The sequence below is a fragment of the Saccharospirillum alexandrii genome, assembly GCF_004000275.1.
Taxonomy (GTDB): domain Bacteria; phylum Pseudomonadota; class Gammaproteobacteria; order Pseudomonadales; family Natronospirillaceae; genus Saccharospirillum; species Saccharospirillum alexandrii.
The window spans coordinates 76,175-103,050 of the sequence record NZ_RCIP01000006.1 but is presented as its reverse complement, the minus strand read 5'-3'; the positions used below and the strand labels follow the sequence as shown (position 1 = coordinate 103,050).

General features: G+C 57.9%; 20 protein-coding genes. 11 read left to right on the top strand and 9 right to left on the bottom strand.

Annotated features, from left to right (window positions below; translation table 11 throughout):
* Positions 1-280 precede the first annotated feature (280 nt).
* Positions 281-2,362, top strand: coding sequence for a polyphosphate kinase 1 (ppk1, locus tag EP166_RS19660; RefSeq protein WP_127560305.1), 2,082 nt, complete (start codon positions 281-283; stop codon positions 2,360-2,362).
* A 379-nt stretch (positions 2,363-2,741) separates the two neighbouring features.
* Here ppk1 and EP166_RS19655 read toward each other — a convergent pair whose 3' ends face one another.
* Positions 2,742-3,257: a DNA-deoxyinosine glycosylase gene (locus tag EP166_RS19655; RefSeq protein ID WP_127560303.1), complete on the bottom strand. Its 516-nt coding sequence runs from the start codon at positions 3,255-3,257 to the stop codon at positions 2,742-2,744.
* A 1-nt stretch (position 3,258) separates the two neighbouring features.
* On the bottom strand, positions 3,259-5,424 hold the full coding sequence (uvrD, locus tag EP166_RS19650) for a DNA helicase II (RefSeq protein ID WP_127560301.1): 2,166 nt from the start codon (positions 5,422-5,424) through the stop codon (positions 3,259-3,261).
* 172 nt (positions 5,425-5,596) lie between these two features.
* Here uvrD and EP166_RS19645 point away from each other — a divergent pair, with 172 nt between their 5' ends.
* Positions 5,597-8,326, top strand: coding sequence for a putative bifunctional diguanylate cyclase/phosphodiesterase (locus EP166_RS19645; protein ID WP_127560300.1), 2,730 nt, complete (start codon positions 5,597-5,599; stop codon positions 8,324-8,326).
* 267 nt (positions 8,327-8,593) lie between these two features.
* On the top strand, positions 8,594-8,785 hold the full coding sequence (locus EP166_RS19640; protein ID WP_127560298.1) for a PA3496 family putative envelope integrity protein: 192 nt from the start codon (positions 8,594-8,596) through the stop codon (positions 8,783-8,785).
* Between the two features lie 176 nt (positions 8,786-8,961).
* On the opposite strand, the gene dctP is transcribed toward EP166_RS19640, so the two are convergent.
* Entirely contained in the window at positions 8,962-9,921 is a 960-nt protein-coding gene (gene dctP / locus EP166_RS19635; protein WP_164744026.1) for a TRAP transporter substrate-binding protein DctP, read from the bottom strand.
* Between the two features lie 157 nt (positions 9,922-10,078).
* Between dctP and EP166_RS19630 the strand changes: the two genes are divergently transcribed.
* Together EP166_RS19630 and EP166_RS19625 are read left to right on the top strand one after the other, a co-directional pair.
* Entirely contained in the window at positions 10,079-11,944 is a 1,866-nt protein-coding gene (locus EP166_RS19630; protein WP_164744025.1) for a DUF294 nucleotidyltransferase-like domain-containing protein, read from the top strand.
* Positions 11,937-12,560 (top strand): 3'-5' exonuclease, encoded by a 624-nt coding sequence (locus EP166_RS19625; RefSeq protein ID WP_164744024.1) that lies wholly within the window; start codon positions 11,937-11,939, stop codon positions 12,558-12,560. Before EP166_RS19630 ends, EP166_RS19625 begins: the two co-directional genes overlap by 8 nt.
* A gap of 250 nt (positions 12,561-12,810) precedes the next feature.
* Here EP166_RS19625 and EP166_RS19620 read toward each other — a convergent pair whose 3' ends face one another.
* Positions 12,811-13,647: an ion transporter gene (locus EP166_RS19620; RefSeq protein WP_127560290.1), complete on the bottom strand. Its 837-nt coding sequence runs from the start codon at positions 13,645-13,647 to the stop codon at positions 12,811-12,813.
* 151 nt (positions 13,648-13,798) lie between these two features.
* Here EP166_RS19620 and EP166_RS19615 point away from each other — a divergent pair, with 151 nt between their 5' ends.
* From EP166_RS19615 to EP166_RS19600, 4 genes are all read left to right on the top strand, one after another.
* Positions 13,799-14,107: a putative signal transducing protein gene (locus tag EP166_RS19615; RefSeq protein ID WP_127560288.1), complete on the top strand. Its 309-nt coding sequence runs from the start codon at positions 13,799-13,801 to the stop codon at positions 14,105-14,107.
* A 37-nt stretch (positions 14,108-14,144) separates the two neighbouring features.
* Positions 14,145-14,942, top strand: coding sequence for an acyl-CoA thioesterase (locus tag EP166_RS19610; protein ID WP_127560286.1), 798 nt, complete (start codon positions 14,145-14,147; stop codon positions 14,940-14,942).
* Positions 14,943-15,024: 82 nt separating this feature from the next.
* A complete protein-coding gene (locus EP166_RS19605; protein ID WP_246026358.1) occupies positions 15,025-15,915 on the top strand; it encodes an NAD-dependent protein deacetylase in 891 nt (296 codons plus the stop codon).
* Positions 15,916-16,224: 309 nt separating this feature from the next.
* Entirely contained in the window at positions 16,225-16,893 is a 669-nt protein-coding gene (locus EP166_RS19600) for a hypothetical protein (RefSeq protein WP_127560284.1), read from the top strand.
* Between the two features lie 352 nt (positions 16,894-17,245).
* On the opposite strand, the gene EP166_RS19595 is transcribed toward EP166_RS19600, so the two are convergent.
* From EP166_RS19595 to EP166_RS19575, 5 genes are all read right to left on the bottom strand, one after another.
* On the bottom strand, positions 17,246-18,154 hold the full coding sequence (locus EP166_RS19595; protein WP_220432650.1) for an FAD:protein FMN transferase: 909 nt from the start codon (positions 18,152-18,154) through the stop codon (positions 17,246-17,248).
* A gap of 30 nt (positions 18,155-18,184) precedes the next feature.
* Entirely contained in the window at positions 18,185-19,342 is a 1,158-nt protein-coding gene (locus tag EP166_RS19590) for a DUF3570 domain-containing protein (protein ID WP_127560282.1), read from the bottom strand.
* Positions 19,343-19,367: 25 nt separating this feature from the next.
* Positions 19,368-19,580 carry a DUF4266 domain-containing protein gene (locus EP166_RS19585; RefSeq protein WP_127560280.1) on the bottom strand — a complete coding sequence of 71 codons (213 nt, stop codon included), beginning with the start codon at positions 19,578-19,580 and terminating at the stop codon, positions 19,368-19,370.
* A 9-nt stretch (positions 19,581-19,589) separates the two neighbouring features.
* Positions 19,590-20,858 carry a DUF1552 domain-containing protein gene (locus EP166_RS19580; protein ID WP_127560278.1) on the bottom strand — a complete coding sequence of 423 codons (1,269 nt, stop codon included), beginning with the start codon at positions 20,856-20,858 and terminating at the stop codon, positions 19,590-19,592.
* A gap of 88 nt (positions 20,859-20,946) precedes the next feature.
* Positions 20,947-24,108 carry a DUF1592 domain-containing protein gene (locus tag EP166_RS19575; protein ID WP_220432649.1) on the bottom strand — a complete coding sequence of 1,054 codons (3,162 nt, stop codon included), beginning with the start codon at positions 24,106-24,108 and terminating at the stop codon, positions 20,947-20,949.
* 704 nt (positions 24,109-24,812) lie between these two features.
* On the opposite strand from EP166_RS19575, the gene EP166_RS19570 reads away from it, so the two are divergent.
* Positions 24,813-25,658, top strand: a complete 846-nt coding sequence (locus EP166_RS19570; RefSeq protein WP_127560274.1) for an AAA family ATPase — start codon at positions 24,813-24,815, stop codon at positions 25,656-25,658.
* A 6-nt stretch (positions 25,659-25,664) separates the two neighbouring features.
* A complete protein-coding gene (locus tag EP166_RS19565) occupies positions 25,665-26,846 on the top strand; it encodes a vWA domain-containing protein (RefSeq protein WP_127560272.1) in 1,182 nt (393 codons plus the stop codon).
* The last annotated feature ends 30 nt before the right edge of the window (positions 26,847-26,876 follow it).

Genomic DNA, 26,876 nt, shown 5'->3' with positions numbered 1-26,876 from the left:
GTAGCCCGCAGCAGGGACTAAAACGCCGGGAGCGTTTTAGCATGAGCATAGCGAGCCCGAAGGGTGAATCCCTTGGATGGGATTCATATCCTGCGGCCTAGGCCCGAGACGTCGGACCGCCATGGATAGATCCACGCCGACCTCAATCAGAGCTACCCGGTGGTCGGTACGAACTCGAGCCTCCAAGTCACATCCGAACGAAAAGCGTAAATCCTGTCGTCTGTCATACCTCTGCAACAGTTTTGTCATACACTGATCGCATCTGAATCAGAGGTGGGTCATGGCTGAACCGATTACGCACGAGCACTTCATCAACCGCGAACTGTCGTTGCTGGAATTTCACGACCGGGTGCTGTCTCAGGCACTGGACGACACCATACCACCGCTTGAGCGGCTGCGGTTCCTGTGCATCTCCAGCACCAACCTGGACGAATTCTTTGAAATTCGCGTTGGCGGCTTGAAGGAACGCTTTGAAGCCGGCTCGATGGTCACCGGTCCCGAAGGCATATCACCGCGCACCCAACTCGACCAGATCGCCAGCCGCGCTCACGATCTGGTTCAGCGCCAGTACGATACCCTGAACACCACTCTGCTGCCGTTGCTGGCAGAGCACGACATACGGGTGATCAAACGCGAAGACTGGAGCGAGCAGCAAACGCAATGGCTGCAGTATTATTTCGAACATGAAGTCTTGCCGCTGCTGAGCCCAATTGGGCTGGACCCGGCGCATCCGTTTCCGCGCATTCTGAACAAAAGCCTTAACTTCATCGTCAAGCTCGATGGCAAAGATGCCTTTGGCCGCAACAGTGGCCAGGCCATCGTACAGTGCCCACGTGCCCTGCCGGATATGATCAAACTGCCAGCTGAGCAAACCCAATCCGGGTCGAACGATTACGTCTTCATGTCGTCGATCATTCACTATTTCATGGACGAGATTTTCTTCGGCATGACGGTGATTGGTTGCTACCAGTTCCGGGTAACGCGCAATTCAGACCTGTTTGTCGATGAAGAGGAAACCGGTGACCTGCGTCGCGCCATCGAAGGCGAACTGGTGTACCGCCAGTACGGCGATGAAGTGCGCCTCGAAGTCGCCGCTAACTGCCCGGATGAACTGGTGCAGTTCTTGTTCAAGCAATTTGAAATCAGCGAAGTCGATTTGTACCGCGCTGATGGCCCGGTCAACCTGAACCGGCTGGTCACACTGATCGACCAGGTTAACCGGCCGGACCTGCTGTATACCCCCTTCGATGCAAGAGTCCCGCGGGTTCTAAAACGCAAGGACACCATCTTCGACGCCATTCGCAAAGGCGACATCCTGCTGCATCACCCGTTCGATTCGTTCATGCCGGTGGTGGATCTGATTCGCCAGGCCGCGAAAGACCCGCAGGTGCTGACCATCAAGCAAACCCTGTATCGCACCGGGGTGAATTCCATCATCGTTGAAGCGCTGGTGTCGGCCGCCAGAGCAGGCAAGGAAGTAACGGTGATTATTGAACTGCTGGCCCGGTTCGATGAAGAGGCGAACGTGGCGCTGGCCGAGCGGTTGCAGGAATACGGCATTCACGTCGTTTACGGCATCGTGGGTTACAAGACTCACGCAAAAATGCTGCTGATTGCCCGGCGTGAAGGCGAAAAGTTGCGCCATTATGTGCACCTAGGCACCGGCAACTATCACCCCAAAACCGCGCAAATTTATACCGATTACGGTCTGATGACCTGCAACAAGCAGATCGGCGACGATGTCTACCGGGTCTTCCTGCAACTGACCAGCCTGGGCAAGGTGAGCAAGCTGGAGTGTTTGTATCAGTCGCCGTTCACATTGCATAAAAACCTGATGCGCAAAATCGATCGCGAGATCGAATTCGCCAAGGCGGGAAAGCCCGCCCGGGTGCTCGCAAAAATGAATTCGCTGTATGAAGAGCAACTGGTGCGCAAGTTGTACGAGGCCAGCCAGGCCGGTGTGCAAATTGATTTGATTGTTCGCGGTGTCTGCCAGATTCGCCCGGGCATCAAGGGCATCTCGGAAAACATCCGGGTGCGCTCCATTGTCGGCCGGTTCCTGGAGCATACCCGGGCGTTCTGCTTCCACAACGATAACGACTCGGACGTCATTCTCGCCAGCGCCGACTGGATGAGCCGCAACATGTTTCACCGCGTCGAATCCGGCTTCCCATTACTGACCAAAAAACTGCGCGACAAGGTCATCAAGGATCTGGAACTGTACATGACCGACAACCTGCAAGCTTGGGAACTCGATGCCGACGGTCGCTATCATCAGCAAAAACCCAACGGTCACGACCCCTTGTCAGCACAAATGATGCTACTCGAAGAAGCCATCGGCTCAGGCAGCTTGACGCCCTGATTCGGTTGGGTTCCGTGGCATAGTTTATTTGATTGCCAGGAGTCCGTGACAGCCACCGGGTAGGCCTATCCGGGGTCGGCGTAGATCCATCCATGGAGCCTAGGCCGCAGCATCCTTGCTGCGGACTACCCCGGATAGGCCTACCCGGCAGCTGTCACTTAATCCGGATGCCGATTCAGAGTCGTGACTTATAACTCAAGTTTCGGAGTTGGCAAGCAACTGAGTGTCAGGTACTGGGTGACCCTATCTGGGGAAGTCTGAGGCATGGATGCCGAAGTCTAGGCCCCATGGATGGGTTCACGCCGGCCCCAGATAGGGTTACCCGGTGCCTGTCACGGATTATTGGCACCGAGGCAAAACCGAACTCCGAAACTTGGGTTTATAAATAGTCGAGTAGTATCCGCCACTGGTCTTTCTTTTGTTCAAAACTGAGGCTGGCGTGAGCCGGGCTGGTTGAGGGTAATTTGTGTAGGGGCAGGGTCTGGTCTGTGGTGCTCAGTGTTGGCAGGACTTTCTTGCGATAGTTGTCGTACGCTGCTGTGCCGTTGCACAGTACCGCCTGTGTTTGCGGGTGGCGGGTAAACCAGGCGGAAAAATCATTCGGGACGATACTGGTTTTTACGATGTCGGCATCTAGGCTTGATGGTCGTTCGCACTGGTAGAGGGCATCCCATAAACCGATGTGATGGTGGGTCAGTTGAGTCAGCCGTTGCTCGTAGGGCAGTGTTGAATCGAAGCCCAGCCAGTGGCCGAGTATTGGCCAGAATGCGTTGCGTGGGTGGGCATAATATTTGTGGGCCGTTAGCGATGCCTTGCCCGGCATTGAACCAATAATTAATACTCTGGCCTGTGTCGGTTCAACCGGAGCAAAGCTGTTGATGGTGACGCCGGTCATTTCAGATCGCTTCGAGTTTGGCGTACTGCATCATCAACCAGCGTTCGCTGCCGTCATCGAACGAGACTTGTACCCGGGCATGAGCGCCGCCGCCTTCGGCGTTAATTAACGTGCCCTCGCCGAACATGGGGTGCAGCACGCGCTGGCCGAGGCTGAAGCCGGCATCGTCCATAGCCATATCCTGTTGCAGGCCGAAATTAACTGGCCGGCTGACCGTTGATCGCAAGCGCACTTCGGTCAGCAATTCTTGCGGAATTTCGCGTACGAATCGTGACAGAGAATTGAAGGTTTCCGAGCCATAAAGTCGGCGGCTCTCGGCGTAGGTGAGGGTGAGAATCTGGCGGGCGCGGGTGATGCCGACGTAGGCCAGTCGTCGCTCTTCCTGCAGGCCGGAGGCGTCGTCCATCGACATCTTGTGCGGGAACAGCCCTTCTTCCAGGCCGACCAGAAATACATGATCGAATTCCAGGCCTTTGGCGCTGTGCAGTGTCATTAAGTTCACGCTGTCTTCGAACTCATCGGCCTGGCTGTCGCCGGCATCGAGTGAGGCTTCGCCGAGAAATTGCGCGAGCAGAGCAATGGGGGTATCGGCTTCGTCGTTGCCGGCGAAGCTTTGGGCGGCGGAGACCAGTTCTTGCAAGTTTTCGACCCGGGCCCGGCCTTTTTCGCCCTTTTCTTTTTCGTGGTGTTCAATCAACCCCGACGCAGCGGTCACGTCTTTGACCATGTCACCGAGTTCTTCTTTTTCGGTGACGATTTTTTCGAGGTCAGCGATCAGCAGCATGAAGTCTTCGAGCGCATTGGCAGCGCGCTTGGGTAGTACTGAATTTTCCAGCGCCGAGAGGCAGGCTTCCCACAATGAAAACCCCTGGTCGCGCGCCAGGACTCGCAGGGTTTCGATGGTTTTATTGCCAATGCCGCGGGTCGGTACGTTGATGATGCGCTCAATCGCAGCGTCGTCCTGGCGGTTCAATACCAGGCGTAAATAGGCGACGGCGTTTTTGACTTCCAGCCGTTCATAGAAGCGCTGGCCGCCGTAAATGCGGTAGGGAATCTGGCTGTGAATCAGTGCTTCTTCCAGCACCCGACTCTGGGCGTTGGAGCGGTAAAGCATGGCGATGGTGTTGGCGTTGGTGCCGTTTTCCATCAGCCGGTTAATCTCGTCGGCAACGTAACGGGCTTCGTCCTGTTCGTTGAAGGCCGCATACAGGCGAATCGGGTCGCCACGGTCGCCCTCGGTCCAGAGGCTTTTGCCGAGCCGGGCCGGGTTGTTGGCGATGACGGCGTTGGCGGCATCGAGAATGGTGGCGGTAGAGCGGTAGTTTTGTTCCAGCCGTACCATGTGGGTGCCAGGGAAGTCCTGATTGAAGGTCTGAATGGTTTCGACCTTGGCCCCGCGCCAGCCGTAAATGGACTGATCGTCATCGCCGACGATGGTGAGGCTGAGTTTGTCGCCGGCCAGTACCCGCAGCCAGGCGTACTGAATGGTGTTGATGTCCTGAAATTCGTCGACCAGCAGGTGGGTAAACCGCTGCTGGTAGTTGGCCAGCAAGTCCGGGTTGTTGAGCCAGAGTTCGTGCGCGCGCAACAGCAATTCGCCAAAGTCGACCAGGCCGCTGCGCTGGCAGATTTCTTCGTAACGCAGGTAGATGTTTTTCAGCGTTTCCTGAAACCAGTCGCCATGAGTCTGGACGTACTCGGCGCGTATGCCTTCGTCTTTCTGGCCGTTAATGAACCACTGTACCTGCTTGGGTTGCACCCGTTCGTCAGTGATGCCCAGATCGACCATCAGGCGTTTGACCAGCCGCAGCTGATCGTCGCTGTCCATGACCTGAAAGTTATCGGGCAGGTGGGCCAGTTTGTTGTGGTGTTTCAGTAACCGGTGCGCCAGACCATGAAAGGTGCCGATCCACAAGTTGTTCGAGGGCGTTTCCAGCAACTCTTCAACACGGCCGCGCATTTCCCGGGCGGCCTTGTTGGTAAAGGTGACGGCCAGCACGCTGTAGGGCGAGGCCAGGCCGGCGGCGATCAGCCAGCCAATGCGGTGCGTCAGCACCCGGGTCTTGCCGCTGCCGGCACCCGCCAGCACCAGCAGATGCTGGGCATCGCTCTCCACAGCCTGGCGTTGTTCGGGGTTAAGTTGGTCTAGCAGGGCATTCAGGCTCATCGGCAAGGTCACTGTACAAAAAAACAGGGGTAGTGTACCAGAAGGTATTGGCCTTTGTGGATGGGCGCGGGGCGACTAAACCTTTAGTCGAAATCCCGGCTGTTTGGCTTGCTTCGGGCAGCGTACCGCTTTGGCTGGTCTATACTCCAGCCGAAACCCGTCAGGATTGATCATGCAGTCGGCCAGTCACTCATTTCGTCAGGAACGTCAGCGTCAGGTATTGCGCCACAGCAATTTGTTGTGGGTGTCTTCACTGGCCATGGGGTTGGTGTGTGTTGCGGTGCACCCGGCGCGGCCCGATATGCTGTTGGTGGGCGGACTTATTGCGGCACTGGCGCTGGCGGGCCTGGCGTTGTCCCGATTTGGACTGGTCTGGCAGGCGCAGTACCCGGCCTTCCGGGCCATGCCGGCCGTGGTAGCACTGACGGCACTGCAGTCGTTGGTCTGGGGCTACGAGGCACATTACGGCGGGCTTTGCCTGACATTGTCCATTGCCTATGTCGGTATGGCGGCCATCGCGCTATATGCCCAATGGCGTGCCTTTCTGGCCGCCTGGGCACCGGTGATGGTGTTGCCCGTCTTCGTCGGCCCGCCACTGCCGGCCGAAACTCTGATCGACGTGCATCTGCCACTGATGAGCATGGTGCTGCTGGGCGCCTGGCAGGGGCATTTGATGGCACGTCGTGCCACGCGGAGGGCGCTGGTGAACAGACGCCTGAATGCGTTGCTGGCACGCAATCGCGATACCCTGGAAGCCACGGTTGAAGAGCGTACCCGGGCGTTGCACCAGAGTAATGAACGCCTGCAGGAAGAGGTTGCGTTGCGCAAACAGGTTAACCAGTCGCTGATCAAGCATGAGGAGCAAATGAACCTGGCCATGACAGCCAGTGGGATTGGTTTCTGGGACTGGGACATCACCGGCCGCCGTGTTTACCACTCCGACCAGCACCGGTTTTTTGGCCAGAGTACGGAAACCGACGACGATATCGACCTGATTGCCCGGGTTCACCCGGATGACCGCTGCCAGGTCAAGCGCGCCCTGTCGGCCCACCTGACCCGGCGCAGCGATTTTTACCACGCCCGCTATCGCCTGGTGACCGATGAGGGCACCGAACCGGTGTGGCTGGAAGACAGCGGCAAGGTGATTGAGCGCACAGAATCGGGTCAGGCCGTGCGCATGGTCGGCACCCGGCGCGACATCAGTGCCGACATGCGCCAGCGCGAAGAACTCAGCCTGTCGGCTTCGCTGTTCAACAACAGCTCAGATGGGGTGTTTGTACTGGGCCGCGATCAGCGTTTCAAAACGGCGAATCGGATGTTCAGCCAGATCGTGGGCATGCAGAAAAGCCAGTTGCTGGGGCGTGACCTGTTTTCAATTCTGCCCACCCATCAGTCGCAATGCATTGCCAAGGCGTTGCTTAACAACGGGCGCTGGCACGGTGACCTGGTGATCAGAGTGGGCGGCTCGCGCCGTATTCAGGTGTTGCTGACACTCACGGCGGTGCGCGGCAAAGACCGCACCACGAGCCATTATCTGGGCATCTGTCAGGATTTGTCGCAGCGCTACAATGGCCTGATTCCCACCGATAAAGACGCCTACGATGCGCTGACCGGGGTCTACAACCGGCGCTTTTTTCAGGAGTTGCTGGCCGGCTTTCACCAGCACGATCCGCTGCTGCCAGACCATTATGCCATTGCCATTCTGAACCTCGATGATTTTGCCGCGCTGAACCGTCACGTTGGCACCGACACCGGTGACCAGTTGTTGCGCGATGTCGCTGCCAGGCTGACCAACCAGAACGACCCGCTGCGCTGGGTAGCGCGGCTTGGAGGCGACCGGTTCGGCTTGTTCCTGGAATACGAAGGCGACCGGGCAATGCTGGAAGACTGCCTGAAAACCCTGTTGCAGGAAGTGGCGCGGCCGATGCTGGTCGACGATCAGGTGGTGTCGGTGACGGCCAGTATCGGGGTGTGCCGGGTTCAGTCAGATAACATCGACACCCTGCTGACCCTGGCGCAACAGGCGATGATTCAGGCCAGCGCCCATGGCGGCAATACCATCAATTACCACGCGGCTTACCCGCCCGGGTTGCCACAGTTGGGGGATGCCTGGGCCCGTGAATTCAGGCAGGCACTCGACGAACAGCTGCTGCACCTCGATTTCTGGCCGCGTACCCGCCTGGCGACCGGCCGACTGGAGGGAGTGGATGCACGCGTCAGCTGGCACCACCCGGTCTACGGCCGACTGGAGTCGGATGTGTTGTTATCGATGGCTCAAACGGTCGGCCTGGGGCCGGCCTTGCAGCACTGGTATTTGCAACGCAGCTGCACTGAGGCAGTGCGCTGGCAGCGCGAAGGTTGTGAAACAGTGCGTTTGTCGCTGCGACTGGCGAGCAACCAGCTCGACGATGAAGGCTTTGTCGACCAGATCAGCGCGGTGCTCACCAATACCGGGCTGGCCAGCGATGCACTGGAACTGGTGATCACGGAAAGCCAGTTAATGGCCGATGTCACTCATGTGCGCGGCGTGCTCGACCGACTGTCAACGCTGGGAGTAAAGCTGGTGTTGGGTGACTTCGGTGCCGGGCAGTCGTCGCTGAGTCATTTGAAGTACCTGCCCGTCAATGCGCTGAGCCTGGCACCGAGCCTGGTGCGGGAGGCCGTCTCCAAAGGCCAGCAGCCGGTGCTCAAGGCGGTGATCGAGATGGCGCACAGTCTGAACCTGGCGGTCATCGCCAGCCCGGTCGAGCAACCGGCACAATTGCGCTTATTGAAGAAACTGGAATGTGACATCGCCCAGGGCGGGCTGGTTAGCCAGTCGATGAACGCCGACACCTTGCTGGCGCTGGTGAAGCAACGCCATCAGATGCACCTGGCGGCCTCGCCCATTCGAGTGCATTGAGCCCCTCCAGCCCAATGCAGTCTTTTGGGCTTAACATCAAATGCCAATTTGGGCATACAAACTGCATGGGCAAGGCTCGGTAGCGGGTCGTCCCCTGTTCGATGAAGACATTGACTGGCGTCACTGAATTGCCATACGAAGCGGATAATATGACGTCCGGTTCGGCGTTATCAGGCCTTTCCGAAGCGGATGCTGCCCGAAACCACACCCTTGTTTCCATTACGATCAACAATAAGAAAACGGCAGTCGCCCTAAGGAGTTCAACTTATGTCCGTCAATCTGTTCGATCTTGAACTGGCTAATATTGAAGACGATCAGTTGCATAAGCCCACGGAGTCCAGCGAGAACAAGCGTTCCAACAATCATCGCCGGCTGGCCGCACGCCGCGCCATCGAAGACCATATGGAACAGCAACGGCTGCGCAAGGACCTGGACGATCTGGATCTGGAGTTGTTCTGAGCGATCCGGGTTAACACCGGCAACACCGGTCTGAAACAGCTACTGGCAAAAGGCAGACCCTTCACCCGCCTGCTTTTTGCCAGCGGTTATCCTCCCAGGTAGGGCTCCCTGGCACCTCCCAAGATCGGGCTATCCAAAACAGCCCGGTCTGTTGTTACCCAATCCTACACCGCGTGTTACGAACCGTTACCCGGGCGCTCAGATTGCCCCAATTCCGCGCGAATTGCGCTCAGGGTGGGGGGCGCGATTGACACCTCGGTCAGTTGCTGGCGCAACGCCTGGTCGGCCGCGAGGTTGCTGTTCCGCATTTGCTCATCCAACTGGCTGGCCCAGAGCGTCAATACCCGATGCGCGGCGGCCTGCTGGTCCGCCGTTAGCCGGGCCAGGCTGCGCTCGGGCAGCACCAGCATGCCCCAGGTATACACCACAGGCTGGTCGGTTAAGTAGCCAACCCGGCTGTGCCAGTTCAGGGTCAGGGCGGCACTCGGCGGTGCGACCAGCGTATCGAGTGCTCCGGTTTGCAGGGCTGGCAGCACATCGGCAATGCCCAGTACCTGATAATCCACCCGAATCTGCTGGCTGAGCTCGCGAATGGCGTCGGTATTGGGCAGCCAGAGCTTGCTGGCTCTCAGGCCGGCAAGATCCGCCACCGGTTGCTGCGACATGACGTAGGAAAAGCCACCGTCGAGCGGGCCGAAGCCATGCCAGCCACGCTCGGCCAGTCGCTCGCGCATGGTTGCGTCGAAGGTTTCCCGGGCCTGGTGCACTTCACCGAGGTTGTCGAACTGAAACGGCTGGCTGAGATCGCTGATCTCCACATCCAGCGCTTCCAGCGTGCTGCTGCTGACCAGAGCACCCTGCAATTGCCCGATGCGCAATTTGCGCAACACCGTCGCATCATCACCCATCACCCCGCCCGGGTAGACCTTCAACGTCAGGGCGCCGCTGGTTGCGCTTTCAAGCTCGGCAGAAAGCTCGGTCAGGCTGCGCACCGGGGCGGAGCCTGGCGGGTAGAGTGTTGAGATCTTCAAGGTACCGGCGAATACCGGCCCGGCCATGAAACCGAGCACCAGCACTCCCAGAGCCCGGCGTACATGACGCGGCGCGCCAGTAGTGATCGATGTAATGACCGACATACCCTTCCCCCTGCCTTGATGGATAAACTCGCAGCTTAAGGGCGCAATGTTACGAGCGGATGGCATCGCTGCCGGGCAGCCGCCGAAGACCGGGAAAAACCGCCGCAGCCATGGTAGATTGCAGGTGCACACGAGCCGCCCAGGCAGAGGATGGACTATGAACAGCGATGATTTGCACGACGTGGTGGAATTCCTGGCCCGGACCCTGCCGTTTTCGGCACTCTCGCCCGAGGAGCGCTCCGAAGTCGCCCGGCGCCTCAGCATCGACTACGTGCCCCGGCAACAGCAATCGGCGCTGACCCTCACCGGCTACCTGTACCTGATTCGGACCGGTGCCTTCGAACTGCGCACCCAGCACGATGAGCTGATCGACCGGTTAGGCGAACACGAGATTTTCGGCGTCAACACGTTGCTCGAAGGTAATACCGGCGGCATTCGGGTGTTCGCCATTGAAGATGCCCTGGTGTTCAAACTGTCGAGTGACGATTTCACGGCCCTGTGCGAACGTTACCAGCCCATGCGCCAGTTCTTTCAGCAGATCAGTGAGCAGCGACATCGCCAGAACCGGATGCTGCTCGACCGCGATGTTCAGCCCCGATTCGAGCAACCCCTGAACCAGTCGGTACGGCAGTTTGCGCACCTGGGGCCGGTGATTGGCCAGAGCGACATCAGCATCAAAGCCGCCGCCGGCATTATGCGCGAGCACCGGGTCTCATCACTGTTGCTGATGAACGGCGACGCCCTGGCTGGTATCGTCACCGACCGGGATTTGCGCAACCGCGCCGTGGCCGAAGGCATGGACCTGACCCTGCCGGTGTCGAGCATCGCCACCGACGAACCTTCGACCATCGATGCCGATGCCCCCCTGTTCGATGCCCAGAAACTGATGACCCAGCAGCAAATCCATCACCTGCCGGTCATGGAAAAAGGCAAGCCGGTCGGCATGATCTCCGCCACCGACCTGGTGCGTGCCCAGCAAGTATCGCCGCTGTACCTGATCAACGACATTCAGCGACAAACATCACTCGACGCCCTGGCCGAATTGCGCCACCGCATTCCACGGCTGATCCACAACTGGGTGCAGGTAGACACCAGCCCCTACGAAATGGGCCACATACTGGCGGCCATCGGCGATGCCTTTGTGCAGCAATGCCTGCGCCTGGCCAAGCTGGACGTGGGCGAGGCACCGATGCGCTTTGCCTGGCTGGCATTCGGTTCCCAGGCCCGCATGGACCAGACCTTCGCCTCCGATCAGGACAACGCCCTGATCCTGGCGCGTGAACCGACACCGGAAGAAGCCGATTATTTTGAGGCCCTGTCTGACTGGGTGTGCGTCGCGCTCGACCGCTGCGGCTACGTGCTGTGCCCTGGTGATATCATGGCGCGCAACCCAAAATGGCGGCGCAGCGTCGCCGGCTGGCAAGCCGCCTTCGACGACTGGATCGACCAGCCCACCCCCGAGGCCCTGCTCAACAGCAGCATCTTCTTCGACGTACGCGTCATCGATGGCGATGCCAGCCTGCTTGACCCGATACAGGCGCACCTGGCCGAACGCACCCCCAAGGCCGACATCTTCCTTGCCATGCTCACCCAAACTGCTGTGCGCAGCCGCCCGCCGCTCGGGTTTTTCCGCCAGTTCGTACTGAAAAGCAGCGGCGAACAGGAAGATGCACTGGACCTGAAACACCGTGGCGTTGCACTGGTGAACGACCTGGCCCGGGTCTACGCCCTGGCTTCGGGTGTGACTGTGGCCAACACCCAGGAGCGCCTGCTGGCGGTAAAGGCCGCCGGAACGATCGACAGCGAACTGGCCGAAAGCCTGATCGAAGCCTGGTCCCTGATCGCGCATCTGCGCATTGAAGGGCAAAGCAACGCCCTGGCCAATGGCGAAGAGCCCACCAGCTTTGTCGACCCGGATACCCTCAGTTCACTGACCCGGGCGCATCTGAAAGATGCCTTCGCCACCATCAAACGCGCCCAGTCGCTGGCCCTGCAACGCTTTGCGCGAGGTCAGCTTGGTTAACTGGATCAAACACTTTTTCCGTTCGGGCGAAGCCTGGGAATCTCGCCGCTATTGGGTACTGGACCTGGAATTATCCGGCCTGGACCCCGTCGACAGTCACATCCTGAGCGCGGGCTGGGTATGCATTGAGGATGGCGTCATTCAACTGGACCAGGCAGGCTACTGTCTGTTCAAAAAAAGCGCCCTGATGGGCGACGACGTCAGCGACAGCGCTCACGTGCATCACATCACCGACCAGCAACGCGAACAGGGCGTCGACCTGCGGCTCTGGCTGCAACAGCAACTGGCACAACATCATCACGACATTTGGGTGATGCACCATTCGCCACTCGACCTGCGTTTTCTGAAGATGCACAGCCAGCGTCTTGGTGTGCACTGGCCAAAAGCGGAAACGCTCGACACCATGCTCTACGAAAAACGCCGCGTCCCACCAGACCGGCTGGGCACCCACGCAACCCTGAACCTGAATGCCTGCCGCCACCGTTACAGCTTGCCGCATTATCGCTCACACCATGCGTTCAGCGATGCACTGGCAACGGCGGAATTGTTTCTCGCACAGGTGAAATCACGTCGTGATACCAATCTGACTGACCGGAAATTGAAGCGGTTGTTTTAGGGTTAGAGTTTAAAGTCTTCTGCCAGCTGAGCGTCAGGTGCCGGGGTTGTCTATCCGGGGTAGTCCGCAGCATGGACTAAAACGCCAGGAGCGTTTTAGCATGAGCGCAGCGAGCCCGAAGGGTGAATCCCATGGAGGGGATTCATATCATGCGGTCTAGGCCCCACGGATGGGTTCACGCCGACCCCGGATAGACAACCCCGGTGCCGGACGCGGGCGATTAGCAACCTAGTAAAACAGACCGCCGAAATTAATGGTTTGAATTGCCTTGTGACTTACCTTCCAGCAATTGCTCCATTCGCTGCATCTGTGCCTGCATTTGGCTCATTTGCTCGGCCAGATCGTGACGTTCCTGGTGGGCCTGTTCCTGTGAACTGGCATTTTGCTCGGCCGTCATGACATCGAGAATGGCACCGACCATCATGTTTAAAAACACAAAAGCCGTCAGGAAAATAAAGGTCAGGTAGTAAATCCAGCTGAGCGGATGAACAGCCATGGTTTCGTACATGACGTCGGTCCAGTCTTCGAAGGTCGCGATGCGAAACAGCGTCAGCATGGCAATGGAGACATCGCCCCAGAGGTATTCATTGATGTTGGCAAAAAACAGCGAACCGATGGCGCCGTAGATGTAGAAAATAATAAACATCAGCAGCGCGATGTAACCCATGCGTGGAATCGCCTTCAGCAGCGCATTGATCAGCGACCGCAATTCCGGCACCACCGAGACCAGACGCAACACCCGGAACACCCGCAACAACCGGCCAATCAGGACCGCATCGGCATTGTCGAGCGGGATCAGACTGCCGACCACCACCAGTGTATCGAACAAGTTCCAGCCATCGCGCAAGAAGCGCTTTTTATTTTCACAGACCGCAAATCGAAACAGAATCTCGGCCAGAAAAAAATACGTGATGGCGTAGTCCATCACTGACAGCGCGCGGCTAAGCAGTGGTGGTAAATCGTAGGTTTTGGCGCCGATGGTAATGGCCGACAAAATGATGATGCTGATGACCACAATTTGAAACAGGCGGCTCGACTCGACGCGTTTCAATTGTGCCGCCAGTGATTGGGAAGACACACCAGACATAATGCAGGGACTCCATGATTCTCAAGACGGCGATTATACGGGCGCATGACGGCGCATCCTATCGTCTTGATTAATCTCTATGAAAAGATCGCGTCTGCATTGCACCGCACCCCCGCCTTCCCTAAGCTAGGCCACAGGTTAAGGAGACCTCATGAAGCTGGTGTTTACCCACCCCAACCACTTTGCCGTCATCCATATTCGCCATTTACTGGAATCCCGTAGGATCGACTGCCAGGTGCGCAATGAATTCGCGGTCGGTGCCATGGGCGAGCTGGCACCCATTGATGTCTGGCCTGAGCTCTGGGTGACCGACGACGACGAAGCACGCGCCCGTGAGCTAATTGACGAAGCAACGGCTCAGGCTGATGAGGCCGACTGGTTCTGCGGCCAGTGCGGCGAGCGCAATGCCGGCAGTTTCGAGTTGTGTTGGGCTTGCGGGGCCGAGCCACCGCAACGATGATAACCGGCCGGTTTGGCCAAAGTGAGGATGCGCCACCATGACCATTGATGAACTCCTTGAGCGGGCCCGCCAGTGCGGTACGGCCCAGACGATGACGGTGCCCGACAGCTGGGGGCAGGGCCGTACCGTATTCGGCGGCTTATCGGCCGGGCTGGCGTATCAGGTGATGCGGGCATCAGTGCCTGCCGACCGGGTCTTGCGCTCAATGAGCATCAGCTTTGTTGGCCCGGTCGCGACAGACGCGCCCTTCGGGTTTCAGGTCGAGGTGCTGCGCGAGGGCAAGAACGTCACTCAGGTAGAAGCCCGGGTGGTGCAGGACGGGCAAGTGGGTGTTGCCATTCTGGCCAGTTTTGGCCAGGCGCGCACCTCTGTCACCGGCGTCGAGAATACCGAGACACCGCCGTTTACGCTGCCGGAGAAGCCGGTTTTTCTGCCCTTTATTCCCAAGGTAACGCCCCAGTTTTTCCAGCACATTAACGTCAACCTGATCGATGGCAACATCGCCTTTACCGGATCCGATACCTCACACCACGGTGGTTTCATGCGGTTCAGGGAGACACCGGCAGCGCTCACCGATGCGCACCTGATCACCCTGATCGACGCCTGGCCGCCCACCCTGCTGCAGCAACTGAAAACGCCGGCGCCGGCCAGTACCCTGGCCTGGAACCTGGAATTTCTGCACCCCCATGCCGAGGTACCGGCCGACGCCTGGTTCGGGTATCGGGCCATCACCCGCCAGGCCGGTGAAGGCTATGGCCACACAGAGGCCAATGTCTGGAATGCGCATGGCGACCTGATCGCGATTAGCCGACAAACCATTACGGTGTTTGCGTGAACGAAAACCGGATGAGTGTCGTATGCTAAAGCGTCATCTGCCGAATATTCGCTAACCAACCGCCAATGGAGACAGCCGCATCATGAGGGCAGCCGAGTCAGGGTTTCGCAGCATTGCCATGCCACCGTCCAGCCGTGACCCCCGGGTTCTGGCGGTCGGGGAGGCGGCAGAGCGGCTGGCGGATTTCATCGACCGGCACCCCCGGCTGTTCATTCTCACTGGCGCGGGCATCAGCACGGCCTCGGGCATTCCGGATTATCGCGACGATAAAGGCGGCTGGAAGCGCCGGCCCCCGGTGCAACACCAGGAGTTCATGACCCGTCACCCGGTGCGCCAGCGCTACTGGGGGCGCAGCCTGATCGGCTGGCCGGTGATGCAAACCGCGGCACCGAACGCCGCCCATCAGGCGCTGGTGTCACTGGAACAGGCCGGGCGAGTGTCGGCGCTGGTCACCCAGAACGTCGACCGGCTGCACCAGAAAGCCGGCAGCCAGCAGGTGGTCGACCTGCATGGCCGGGCTGACGAAGTAATCTGCATGAGTTGCCATTACCGTTGCCCGCGCGATGAAGTCCACGATCGATCGCGTCTCGCCAACCCCGCCTTCAGCGGCTACAGTGCCGAGACCGCCCCCGATGGCGATGCCGACCTAGAGCTGGATTTCAGCCAGTTCGAGGTCATCGATTGCCCACAGTGCGGCGGCATTTTAAAGCCAGATGTCGTCTTCTTCGGCGACAATGTCCCCAAAACCCGGGTAGAACACGCCATGGCGGCGCTGGAAGCCAGCGATGCCGTGCTGGTCATCGGCTCCTCCCTAATGGTCTTCTCAGGCTATCGCTTCTGCCGCCACGCCCACCAGTCCAACATTCCCATGGCAACCCTCAACCTCGGCGCCACCCGGGCAGACGCCCTGATGGACCTGACCCTGAACGCCCCCATCGGCGATACGCTGGCCAGTTGGGCGCTGTCCAGGTGATTCGCCCGCCGCCGGCCTGGGGGGTTGACTGAGGAAAGTTGAATTCTATTCGGTGGCAGAATTCGTGACCGGCACCGATCACTGACTGAGTTGGTCAAACATTAATTTTCCGGAAGCCAATTAAACTTATCGACACCTTTACGTTGGATTACCGTGCGTTTTATATGCGGCAAACTCTCTCCGGTATTCTGACCGGAATCTGCTTCCCGTTAACAGAAAACATGAGAAAAACGCCTTGTAGCGCGGGATTCAGCTAACTGGAATAGCCCTTGCAGTGGATCGCTCAAGATTCCAGACAGGAAGCAAACGATGGCCATTTCGCCTCTAACCCCAGTGTCGCCTACCGGGGTGAACCAGAACGCCAGCGGGCAGGACACAGCGGTTAGCGCCACCACGTTGCCTACCCAAAATGCTCAGGCAGAATCAGCCACGGCAACGAGTGATGACAGCGCCACGTTCAGCTCCCGGGCAGAGCGCCTGGCGGCATTGAACGAAGAGTTCACCATCACCGGCCCAAGCTTCGAAGTCAGCGCAGCATTTATCAGTCGTTTGCAAGAACTCGAGTTTATCGACAGCAGTGAAGCAGAGCGTTTACTGGGCCAGTCGCAGGCCGCGAACAGCGCGGATAAACCGGCCATTAAAGATGCCGGGCCACAGGCGATCATCGATCTGCAGCAGGACCTCGAGGCCCTGGCCAGTTCAGTGCCCGAAGACGGTAACCTGGCACTGTTACTCAACGAGACCTCTGCAGCCCTGACCGAACTAAAAGCGTCTTCCCCGCTATCCAATGCCCCCCAATACAAGGCCCTGCAGCAGCGCCTTGAGCAGGCGCTGGCCAATGACACAGACGCAGCCGCCCTAAGCGATGCCGACCGCTATCGTATGACCCAGGCCATGGACGTCATGCTCATCGCCAGCCGACTGGCACCCGGCTCCGAAACCAATGCTGGCATTCGCAGTTACCTGGCAAATACCTGAGATTGGTAACGAAGGTTTCTTTGATTCTGGTGGTTGAATAAAACTGGTAGCAGAAAAGGTAACCAGCAATGGTTACTGAAGTAGTTGAGTGAGTTTCGAACTTAGGTAGTCGATGAAGCCTGATCAGACCAGCGTGGGTGCCGGGTGCGCCTCCAGCGGGGCGTCGGTCCCCATGGATGGGGGCCGTCGAGCTTACACGGATGTACTTGCAGCGACCCGCTGGAGGCGTACCCGGTGCCTGCGCGGCCGACTGCCTCCCAATCTGACTTAACGGAGGCCGAAGTTACCCCAGACGACTCCACTGCCATCCAGCCTAATACAACAGTGTTTGCCCTTGGGTGCATCCAATAGGCTACCGGCTTTCCATATTCGACAGCACTTGCATGGATTGATCGATCAGCAGATAGGGCAAACCGACGCGGGTTATCCAGTCGGGGTCGGTTTCGGCGGTGAGCATGGTCAGGCTGGAGAATGACCCTGCTATCAGGCATTGGTCGGCGATGACCGTGGCGGAGGCGAAGGGGGAGTGAACCGGGAAGCCGGTGAAGGGGTTTAGCAGATGGCAGTAGCGAACGCCGTCAATGAGCATAAAGCGTTCATAGTCGCCGCTGGTGGCGATGGCGCCGTGAGTCATGGGGAGTTTTAGCAGCGCGGTGTCTGCTTGTCTGGGGTGGCGGATGCCTACGCGCCAGGGTTGCCCGTCCGGTTGAGGGCCGATGACGACAATGTCGCCGCCGAGATTGACCAGGCCATGTTCGACACCGCTGTCGCGCAAACGTTGCGCGACCTGATCGGCCGCATATTCTTTAACAAACCCACCGAAGTCGAGCTCCATGCCCGGCGTGGGCAGGGAGATCCCGGCCTGGCTCCACGTTACCCGGCGCCAGCCAATGCTGGGCAGCAATGCCTCAATGGATTTTGGCTCTGGCAGGCGCGCCGAGCGAAAGTCCCACGCCCGGCGAAGTACGCCAGACGTGATGTCGAACAGGCCTTTGCTCTGGGTGTGTAGGGAATCGGCGTAATGGAGCAGGCCCAGCGTTTCCTGATCGATCGGCACCGTCTCACCGGTACCGGCCGCAGCGTTGATGCGTGTTGTTATGCTATCGGGCCGGTAGCGGGAGTATTTCTGCTCGAGTTGCGTCAGCCGGTCGCGGGCAAGTTGCAGCAATTCCGGCCCCGCATCCTGCGAGGTATGGATGATCAGCTCACAGGGGCTGCCCATGGCCCTGAACTTAACGGAATGAAGGTGTGTGCCGTTCAAGGTGAATCGGTTCCCGGTAGCCTGTTTCGGTTAAAAGGTGGCACCCATTCCAAACGAATACAATGAATAGCTGACCAGACCCGGGTGCTCACCCTGGGTTCCATAATATTCGTAACTGCCTTTTACCTGAAAACTAGACCAGTTCCATACCGCCTTTAGTTTGCCTGAGAAGGCCGTGAACTCCGATAACCGGTAATCACTCGAATAGTAACCGTCGCTGCGCGTCGTTTCGTAGTAAGGCGAGTAAAACGCCGCCTCGGTTTGATGGTAAACGCGCATCGAGGGGACCAGTTGCCAGTTGTAGGGCAGGTTCTGGTGCCAGGCCAGGTTCAGACTGGCCGCCGTGGTTGTCCAGTTATCCTGATACGCCGCAAGGTCGGTGTGCAGTGCCGCGTTGTAGGCCGGCAGGTATTCGCGCCACATCAGTGAGAGGCTGGTCAGGCTTTTCCGGTCCGGTCGGGCATCCGGTGCAACGCTGCCGTCAATCCAGACCTGCTTGTAAGGGTCTGAAAGGTAGCCAACCTGATTGGAGGTCCCCAGGCTGAGGCCCACCAGTCTGTTCTTGGTCATGATGTGGGAGACACCCACGAATCCGCCCAATCGGTTCTGCGCCTCGGAGCGGACACGGCCAGGGAAACGGTCGTCCTGTGTTGGGTGAATGTTGTCCTGACCCGCGTTCAGACCAAAGTTGATTGAGGTCAGGTCATTGTTGAATCGCCAGGCGCCCGAATAGCCAAACCCGACCGAGTCATAATCGTTTTCTTTGGAGTAACTGAGTGACAGGGTCGACTCTGACCGATCGTGGTAGGTATACAGATCCAGATCGATCTGATTGCGTGCTTCATCGATGGTCGCGTTGCTCATCACCTGGGCGGGCTCGCCTTCATCACCCGGCACAACGTACCAGGGCGAGGCGCCGGTCATGCTTTCGTGCAGGCCGGTGATGGTGAGTTGTGAGTCTTCGGTCAGTGGTACCACACCCATCAACAGATGGGTGTTGATTGTGTAACGGGATTCACTGCCGGTGGCCAGTTTGTCTTGTGGAATATCGCCTTCCTGGTAGACGTTGGTCAGATAGTCCAGCGAGTATTCCTGGGTCAGCGGGTTGGCATTGGCCTGGCCGGCAAGACTGTTCAGCAAGGCTGCCGCGGCGCACAATGAGCCCAGTGCCGTCGTATTTTGATTCATTGTTTATTACTGCTCTCGACTCACTTCAGTTACACCCACAACCACCACCGGAGCCAGCGCCGACCATACGTGCACCCTCCTTGCTGTAATGGATATGATCCCGAAAATTCTGATCCAGTTTGTCTGGCACAAAGGCCATTTCCTCGCGTGCCATGGTACCCCGTTCCCAGGGTTCTACCGTGGCACAACCCTGTAATACACAGACGATGCACAATAGCCAGAAGGTGTGTTTCATCATTGCTTCCTGTCAGGTCAAGATGCCGGATACCGGGTCGTTGCTGTAAGCACCGATGGTGCCGTACACGCCCATGTAGTCGGCCACCACATCCAGCAGGTGGTGGTGGGTTTTACCGCCCGCATCAACCAGGGTGCCCCGGTTGATCGCGCTGCCACCGCCAGCCAGCATAAAGGGTGCGTGCTCGTCAGTGTGGCTGCCGCCATCGCCCATATCGGTCACCTGCACCACCAGCGTTGAATCGATCATGCGCCCGCCGGCCGGGTCATCTTCGTCTTTAAGGCGTTGAATCAGGTGCGCCATGCGTTCTGAAAAGTATGCCCTGAAGCGTTTGTAGTGATCGACATTGCCGTGAATGGCGCCGTGGTATTCACCGCTCAGGTCGCTCACGCTAAAGTCGGCCTGGTGGGTGCCCAGTTGCAGCGTAACCACGCGAGTCAGGTCGCACTTCATCGCGAGGATGGCGTTGTCCACTTGCAGGTTGAACACATTGGTGAAGTTCTTGTCGTTCAATTCCGTAGAGGCACCACTGGGGTTGAAGATGGGGTTGCTGCACCCCAACGGTGCGTCGGAATTGGAGGCCGACTCCACATCGGATTTCAGTTTGGCGATGGCGTCCCGGTGCTGCTCCAGCTTTTGACGTTCGTAGTAGTCGAGCTTGCCGATCAGGTCTCGCAGTGCCTGATCGTTTGCCGCCTGGCGCACCAGCGCCCGCTGAGTACCGATATCGCTGGTATCAATCGACCCGCTGAACAGTTTTTCAAAGGCGGAAGCGGGGTTGTCGACCAGGTCGGTGGCGGCAGACCAGCCGCGCGACGAAACCGGGTCTTTACCGCCGGTAAAGACACCGAGGCGCAACGATGAAACGGGTGATAACGCACCGACCGAATCGCCCAGGGCGAGATCGATGGTGCCACTGACGCCATCGGCGAAGGCACCCAGTACCCGTTGCGTTACGCCATGGCCGCCGCCGCCATGAACAAACATATTGTTCAGAAACACGCACTCGTCTTTGACCGATTCCAGCGGAGCCGAGCATTCCTTAAGCGTCAGCGCCGCATCCGGTGTATAGGTTTGTGAGCCGTTACCGGGTGTGCCGTCCGGAATATAAACAAACATTACCCGGCGAGGGGCCATGCCCTCAGCCATGGCCTGACGCGACAGCATCATGCCTGTGCCCAGTCCGGTTGCGCGTAACAGGGGGATGGACAGGCCAGCCTTGCCGACGGTTTTCAGAAACTCCCGTCGCTTTAACATCGCGAATTGTTGTGCAGGTTTCATAACAGCTCCCGTCGAGAGATGGATCCAGCCGGCCCGAAGGTAACGCCCGGTTTGATGTGATGTCCGAGTGATTCAGTCATAGTCACCTCTAACGCTCCACGTCTTTGCGATAGCGGACAGTGCTCATCGTAGCCAGCGCCTTAAGCAGTTCGGTCGTACTGTTCTGGTTGGCACTCATGACGTCCTCGAGCGCATTGACCTGGCAGGTGTAATCCTGTTTTTCGCGAGCCGAGAGCCCGATGTCCAAGTCGCGATCAAAGTAGGTAGACCCGGTTCCCATGGCTTGTCGGAAGAGGTTATCGACGAAGCAGGCACGGGTCACATCCAGCGGAGCTATCTGGTTCGCCAGGTCGCGGGCGCCGTCAAAGCTGATGATTTGACCATCGTTGACGCTACCCACACCAATCAACTGACCGGAGGCGTCTACGTCGAGTCCGTTGTGTTCCATGATTTGCGGCAGTCCAACGGCGTCGTAATCTTCCATGCCGAAGCCGAGCGGGTTGATCATCTCCTTATGACAGGACTGGCACAGCGAAGCCGATGTCTGGTGCTCGTATTTTTTACGAGCTGTAGCCAGGCCGTTGTTGGCTTCAAGGTAGGCTTCCCACGCTTCTATCGATGCCTGGCGCTCTTCATCCACATTGACTTCAGAGCCATCCGGGTTCAGCGAAACCCCAGTGGGCGGCGCCGGAACGTACTGGCACAACATGCGCCGGCGCAAATAGGTGGCGCGCAGAATCGGGGCGGTTTCGTTTTCGTGCGCATGCACCGCCATAAACGCACCCGAGGTTACCAGGCCCGCCCGGCTGGATACGCCGGTTACTTTCTGCAGCTCGTCACCCGCTACCGCGCTGATGCCATAGAACTCAGCCAGAGCCTGGTTGGCGAAGGTGTAGTTGCCATTGAACAGGGTGGTAAACGCTTCGGCTTCATCGAGCACCACATGGTTGAAGACTTCCCGCACCTCTTGCGCCATGGCAGCCTGAACGGCTGGAGTCCAGCCCGGGTAAAGGTCGGTATCCTTGTTCAGGTCCATCACTTTATCGGTGCGCAGCCACTGGGCAGCGAAGTCGCCAAAGTGGTTTCGGGCGTTCTGGGTATTCAGCAGCCGTTCAACCTGGGCTTCGATCTGTTCGTCGGTACTCAGTTCGCCACGATCTGCTGCGGCCAGCAAGGTGTCGTCCGGGGTGGTGCCGGTAAAGGTGAACGCCAGATAAGAGGCAAGCTGGTGGTCGGTCAGCACATAGGCGTCATCGTCCAGTGGCTCATCGGTTTGTGGCAACGACTGATCGGCCGGGCTTGCCTCGGAAACAGTAACCGCACTGACGATGAGCTCCTGACCGGCAATGTAGGAATCCGGTGCGTCCGTCTGCATGTTGAACATCTGCAGATAGTTCTGGCCGGTGTAGTTTTCCGCGACGAACTGGTAAGTCTTTTCATAATCGTGATCAATCGTCAGTACCACGACATTGGCATTGGCCAACTGGATGCGCATGACGGGCCACAGACCGGTGGTTGGGTTCTGTACACCTTTGACCGTGATCTCCAGCAAGTCTTTGCCGGTCATCTGAACGTTGTCACCAAAGTTCCCATGAAGCGCCAGGGTTTTCGGCTCTGCTTCACTGACCAGGGTGTGAATGGTTCCGGAAGGGACACCACAGGAGCCGCCGCTTGGATTGCCGTTGTTCAACTCAGCAACGGAAATGCCAGTCTCGTCGCGGTACAGGAATTGCGGCGAGGTAAACAGGGTTTTCAACGCCAGGTCGAAACCGTCGTCAAGGGAACCACCGGTTAGCTCGACGGCAAACATTTGTCGGTACAGCCCGCGCTCCTGGTCTGTGATGGGGCGGCGGAACACGCGCGGAACATAGTCATTCAAAAAGGCTGAGACACAGGCGTCAGCATTGCCGTGCGCATCGCAATCGATGATCGATTCGAAATCGCGCTCTTTAAGCTCATCGACCACTTTGTTAACGACAAACTCATAGGATTTTAAGGTGCCGTTGTCGATATTGGCGATGACATTGTTGGAATAACCGTCAATCAGCAAGTCGGCTGGCAGGGCATCGGCGACGCTGTCGCCCAGATGGCGGCGAATGTTGATGCCGGTCAAATGCTCAATGGAATTGCTGAATTCACGGTCGGTCAGCACGCGCAGGGAGCGCGGACCGTACTGAACAGCAGAGCAGCTACCCGCGTCGGTGTCATCATCGTCTACCGGGTCTTCATCGGCCCAGCTGCGAATGTACGAAGCAATGTTGGCGGCACATTGCCCTTCGCACAGGCCGGGGTTGAAACCCGGCATTTTCTCGGCAATGTAGTCGGTCAGTGACAGCCCTTCGTAGAGCGATTTTGTCGGGTCGATGATGGCGCTATCACTGCCACTGCCGCGTCCATCCAGACCGTGACAACCGGCGCAATATTTATTGGGGTCTTCGTATTCGGTTTTGCCCTGAGCAATTTCTTCTGCGCTGCCACTGGCCACACTCGCGTTCGTTATAAAGGCGAGGTTTGATTGCAGAGTATGCCCCGAGCTGAAACCGGCACCCGCCATTGTGTTATTGGCATCACTGGTCGGACCGCAGGTGATTCTAGGTTCTGTGTTGGACGGGTCGTCATTCGATGAATCATCGTCAGACGGATCGTCGTTGGAGGAATCGTCGTCGGACGGGTCGTCATTCGATGAATCATCGTCAGAGGGATCGGCGTTGGAAGAATCGTCATCGGACGGGTCGTCATTCGATGAATCAGCGTCAGAGGGATCGTCGTTGGAAGAATCGTCATCGGAGGGGTCGTCATTCGATGAATCATCGTCAGACGGATCGTCGTTGGAAGAATCGTCATCAGAGGGGTCGTCATTCGATGAGTCATCGTCAGATGAATCGTCGTCATCGCTTGTCCAGCTGCCGCTTACGGGAAACCCGGCCTTTATATAGTCGGCAACCTTTTCGCTGCAGGCTCTGTCACACTTCGAAGCATTGCCCAGCGGCATGGTGGTTTCAATGGACTGTACCAGCGTTGCGAGCGGTGTGCTGGTGTTCAGCGGTGCTCCGCCAGCCCCACCCTTACCTGTCTCGCCATGGCAACTTGCGCATTGCTCGGCATAGAGCGCCAGGCCTGGATGATCTCCGCCCTCGAGGTCGGCATCGGTCTCAGTGTCGGTGTCTGTTGGTGGGTTGACGCTGTCCTGGTTTGCAGGCGCGTTGGTATCGGAATTGAATTCGGGACTTTCGAGTCCGCAGGCTTGCAAGCCAATTATAAATCCCAAAGACAACAGGATTTTGGTTAAGTACGAAGGCCTTAACATAATAATTACTTCCTTTTATCGTGTTTCCTTCCCGGATTATTCAGGAATCAGCTGAAAGTAAGCTTGAGCCGGGTCTCGTCTACGGCTGAGCCCGGATTTCTTTTGATCAAATTGACCCAATTTGGTGCATTGAGAGTGTGGTTATTCAATACACAATTATTCAATCAGTAACTGCAGCCAAACCAGAACCGTTGTGCGGGTTTGGATTATCGTTGCACTCGAAAAACGCCAGCGTTAAGCAGCCCGGCTCGGGTGATCACTCAGTTTATTTTGAGAATTGAAATTGAGTCTATGGAGGTTCAATGTACAAAACAACATCACGGGAACTGGAAACTCAGTTCTGCAACAGACTTCACGCTAACACTGGTAGTGAGTCACACTGCGGCTTTCATTCAAGCTTGTTTGGCCGTTAATGGCGGATTCAGCTCCTGATTGCAAACCACCGCTCTGCTTAAGTTACGGGTCCGGGTTTGATTAACGGCTGCAAGGTTGACTCTGAATACACAACCCAGCATCGCTGACCGGTTAATAATCCATGACTAACCAGTCCGATTGGTAACCGACACGATACGCTGGCGCTGCAGTTGTTTATTCCAGCTGCGGCAAGGCCTACACTCTGGACAAATCCGCTTTGTACAGGTTATCGAATGTCGACGTTTTCCGGTTCCGATCGTTATATTGCCACGGGTGAATTACAGCGAGCGGTAAATGCCGCCATCACCTTGCAGCGGCCTTTACTGGTTAAAGGGGAGCCGGGCACTGGTAAGACTTTGCTGGCTGAAGAGATTGCCGCCGCGCTCGGGATGCCTCTGGTTCAGTGGCATATAAAATCGACCACAAGGGCGCAGCAAGGGTTGTATGAATACGATGCGGTGTCGCGCTTGCGCGACAGTCAGCTCGGCGATGACCGGGTGCATGATATCCGCCATTACATTCGCCCCGGCAAACTTTGGGAGGCTTTTACCGCTGACCAGCGCGTGGTGTTGCTGATCGACGAGATCGATAAGGCCGACATCGAGTTTCCCAATGACTTGCTGGTTGAGCTTGATCGCATGGCGTTTCACGTCTACGAAACGGGCGAAACCGTTGAGGCAGTGCAGCGGCCGGTGGTGATCATAACCTCCAACAATGAAAAAGAACTGCCCGATGCGTTCCTGCGCCGGTGCTTTTTTCATTATATTCAGTTCCCGGATGCGGAGACCTTGCAGGCCATTGTTGATGTGCACTTCCCGGATCTTGAATCCCGGCTGGTGCGCGATGCGTTGCAGGTTTTCTTTCAGGTTCGGGAAGTGCCTGGTCTCAAGAAGCGACCGTCAACGTCTGAGCTGATTGACTGGTTAAAGCTGCTGGTCAGCGACCGGCTGGCCGCCGATGCACTGAAAGACGGTGATATTCGTCAGGCATTGCCACCGCTCTACGGTGCCTTGCTGAAAAACGAACAGGACGTGCACTTGCTCGAGCGGCTGGCCTTTATGAGCCGGCGCGAGCGCTGAGCTGTCATGCTGATTCGCTTTTTTAACACGGTCCGCCAGCACGGGGTCAGTGCGACGCCCAAGGAACTGCTGACACTGTTGGAGGCTCTCGATGCAGGGCTGGGGTCGGCCGATGCGGAGGCCTTCTATGAATTGGCGCGCTTGTGTCTGGTCAAGGATGAAACCCAGTTCGATCGTTTCGACCGGGCGTTCGCCGACTTCTACGACGGCCTTGAGGCGCTGCCGAACCCGCTGGAAGTGGACGTCCCCGAAGACTGGCTGCGCCAGCAGCTGATGCGCGATCTGAGTGACGAGGAAAAAGCCGCACTGGAGGCCATGGGCAGCCTAGATGAATTGCTGGCCACGCTGGAAGAGCGGCTCAAAGAGCAGGAAGGCCGGCACGAAGGTGGCAACCGCTGGATCGGCACCGGCGGTACCAGCCCGTTTGGGCATGGTGGGTACAACCCTCAGGGCGTTCGCATTGGCGGCCCTGGCAAACACCGCCGTGCGGCCAAGGTGTGGCAACAGCGCCAGTATCGCAACCTGGACGATCAAGTTGACATTGGCACCCGCAACATCCAGATGGCGCTGCGTAAACTGCGTCAATTTGCCCGCACCGGCGCGCGCGAGGAGCTGGCCCTCGACGACACCATTCGTTACACCGCCCGTAACGCGGGTATGCTCGACATTCGCACCCGGCCCGAACGGCATAATGCGGTTAAGGTGCTGTTGTTTCTGGATGTGGGCGGCTCGATGGACGATCACGTCCGGGTCTGTGAAACGCTGTTTTCAGCCTGTCGCAGTGAGTTCAAACACCTGGAGCACTTCTACTTTCACAACTTTATCTACGATCACGTCTGGCACGACAATCGCCTCGGGCGGCAGTCGGTCACGCCGCTGAGCGAGGTGTTGCACAAGTACGAACCGGACTACAAAGTTATTGTCGTCGGTGATGCTGCCATGGCGCCTTACGAAATTGCCGCAGCCTACGGCAGCATCGACTTTATGAACGAAGAGCCCGGGGCCGTGTCGTTTGAACGGCTGAGGCGACATTTCAAACGCAGCATCTGGCTTAACCCGATCGGCCGTGAGTACTGGCCGTATACCCAAAGCATCGAGATGGTGCGCCAACTGATAGACGATCGTATGTACCCGCTGACGGTAGAGGGGTTGAGCCAGGGTATCGGAGCACTCAGCGGTAAAACCTGACGGTTTCTTATCTGGCTGGCAGGGGTATAC

What these genes read in the sequence shown, in the direction of transcription:
- EP166_RS19640 (WP_127560298.1), top strand. Translation starts at nt 8,594, where the DNA reads ATGTCCGTCAATCTGTTCGATCTTGAACTGGCTAATATTGAAGACGAT.
- EP166_RS19630 (WP_164744025.1), top strand. Translation starts at nt 10,079, where the DNA reads ATGAACAGCGATGATTTGCACGACGTGGTGGAATTCCTGGCCCGGACC.
- EP166_RS19655 (WP_127560303.1), bottom strand. Translation starts at nt 3,257, where the DNA reads ATGACCGGCGTCACCATCAACAGCTTTGCTCCGGTTGAACCGACACAG.
- EP166_RS19605 (WP_246026358.1), top strand. Translation starts at nt 15,025, where the DNA reads ATGAGGGCAGCCGAGTCAGGGTTTCGCAGCATTGCCATGCCACCGTCC.
- EP166_RS19585 (WP_127560280.1), bottom strand. Translation starts at nt 19,580, where the DNA reads ATGATGAAACACACCTTCTGGCTATTGTGCATCGTCTGTGTATTACAG.
- EP166_RS19600 (WP_127560284.1), top strand. Translation starts at nt 16,225, where the DNA reads ATGGCCATTTCGCCTCTAACCCCAGTGTCGCCTACCGGGGTGAACCAG.
- EP166_RS19590 (WP_127560282.1), bottom strand. Translation starts at nt 19,342, where the DNA reads ATGAATCAAAATACGACGGCACTGGGCTCATTGTGCGCCGCGGCAGCC.
- EP166_RS19610 (WP_127560286.1), top strand. Translation starts at nt 14,145, where the DNA reads ATGACCATTGATGAACTCCTTGAGCGGGCCCGCCAGTGCGGTACGGCC.
- EP166_RS19645 (WP_127560300.1), top strand. Translation starts at nt 5,597, where the DNA reads ATGCAGTCGGCCAGTCACTCATTTCGTCAGGAACGTCAGCGTCAGGTA.
- EP166_RS19580 (WP_127560278.1), bottom strand. Translation starts at nt 20,858, where the DNA reads ATGAAACCTGCACAACAATTCGCGATGTTAAAGCGACGGGAGTTTCTG.
- EP166_RS19620 (WP_127560290.1), bottom strand. Translation starts at nt 13,647, where the DNA reads ATGTCTGGTGTGTCTTCCCAATCACTGGCGGCACAATTGAAACGCGTC.
- ppk1 (WP_127560305.1), top strand. Translation starts at nt 281, where the DNA reads ATGGCTGAACCGATTACGCACGAGCACTTCATCAACCGCGAACTGTCG.
- EP166_RS19615 (WP_127560288.1), top strand. Translation starts at nt 13,799, where the DNA reads ATGAAGCTGGTGTTTACCCACCCCAACCACTTTGCCGTCATCCATATT.
- EP166_RS19565 (WP_127560272.1), top strand. Translation starts at nt 25,665, where the DNA reads ATGCTGATTCGCTTTTTTAACACGGTCCGCCAGCACGGGGTCAGTGCG.
- dctP (WP_164744026.1), bottom strand. Translation starts at nt 9,921, where the DNA reads ATGTCGGTCATTACATCGATCACTACTGGCGCGCCGCGTCATGTACGC.
- uvrD (WP_127560301.1), bottom strand. Translation starts at nt 5,424, where the DNA reads ATGAGCCTGAATGCCCTGCTAGACCAACTTAACCCCGAACAACGCCAG.
- EP166_RS19570 (WP_127560274.1), top strand. Translation starts at nt 24,813, where the DNA reads ATGTCGACGTTTTCCGGTTCCGATCGTTATATTGCCACGGGTGAATTA.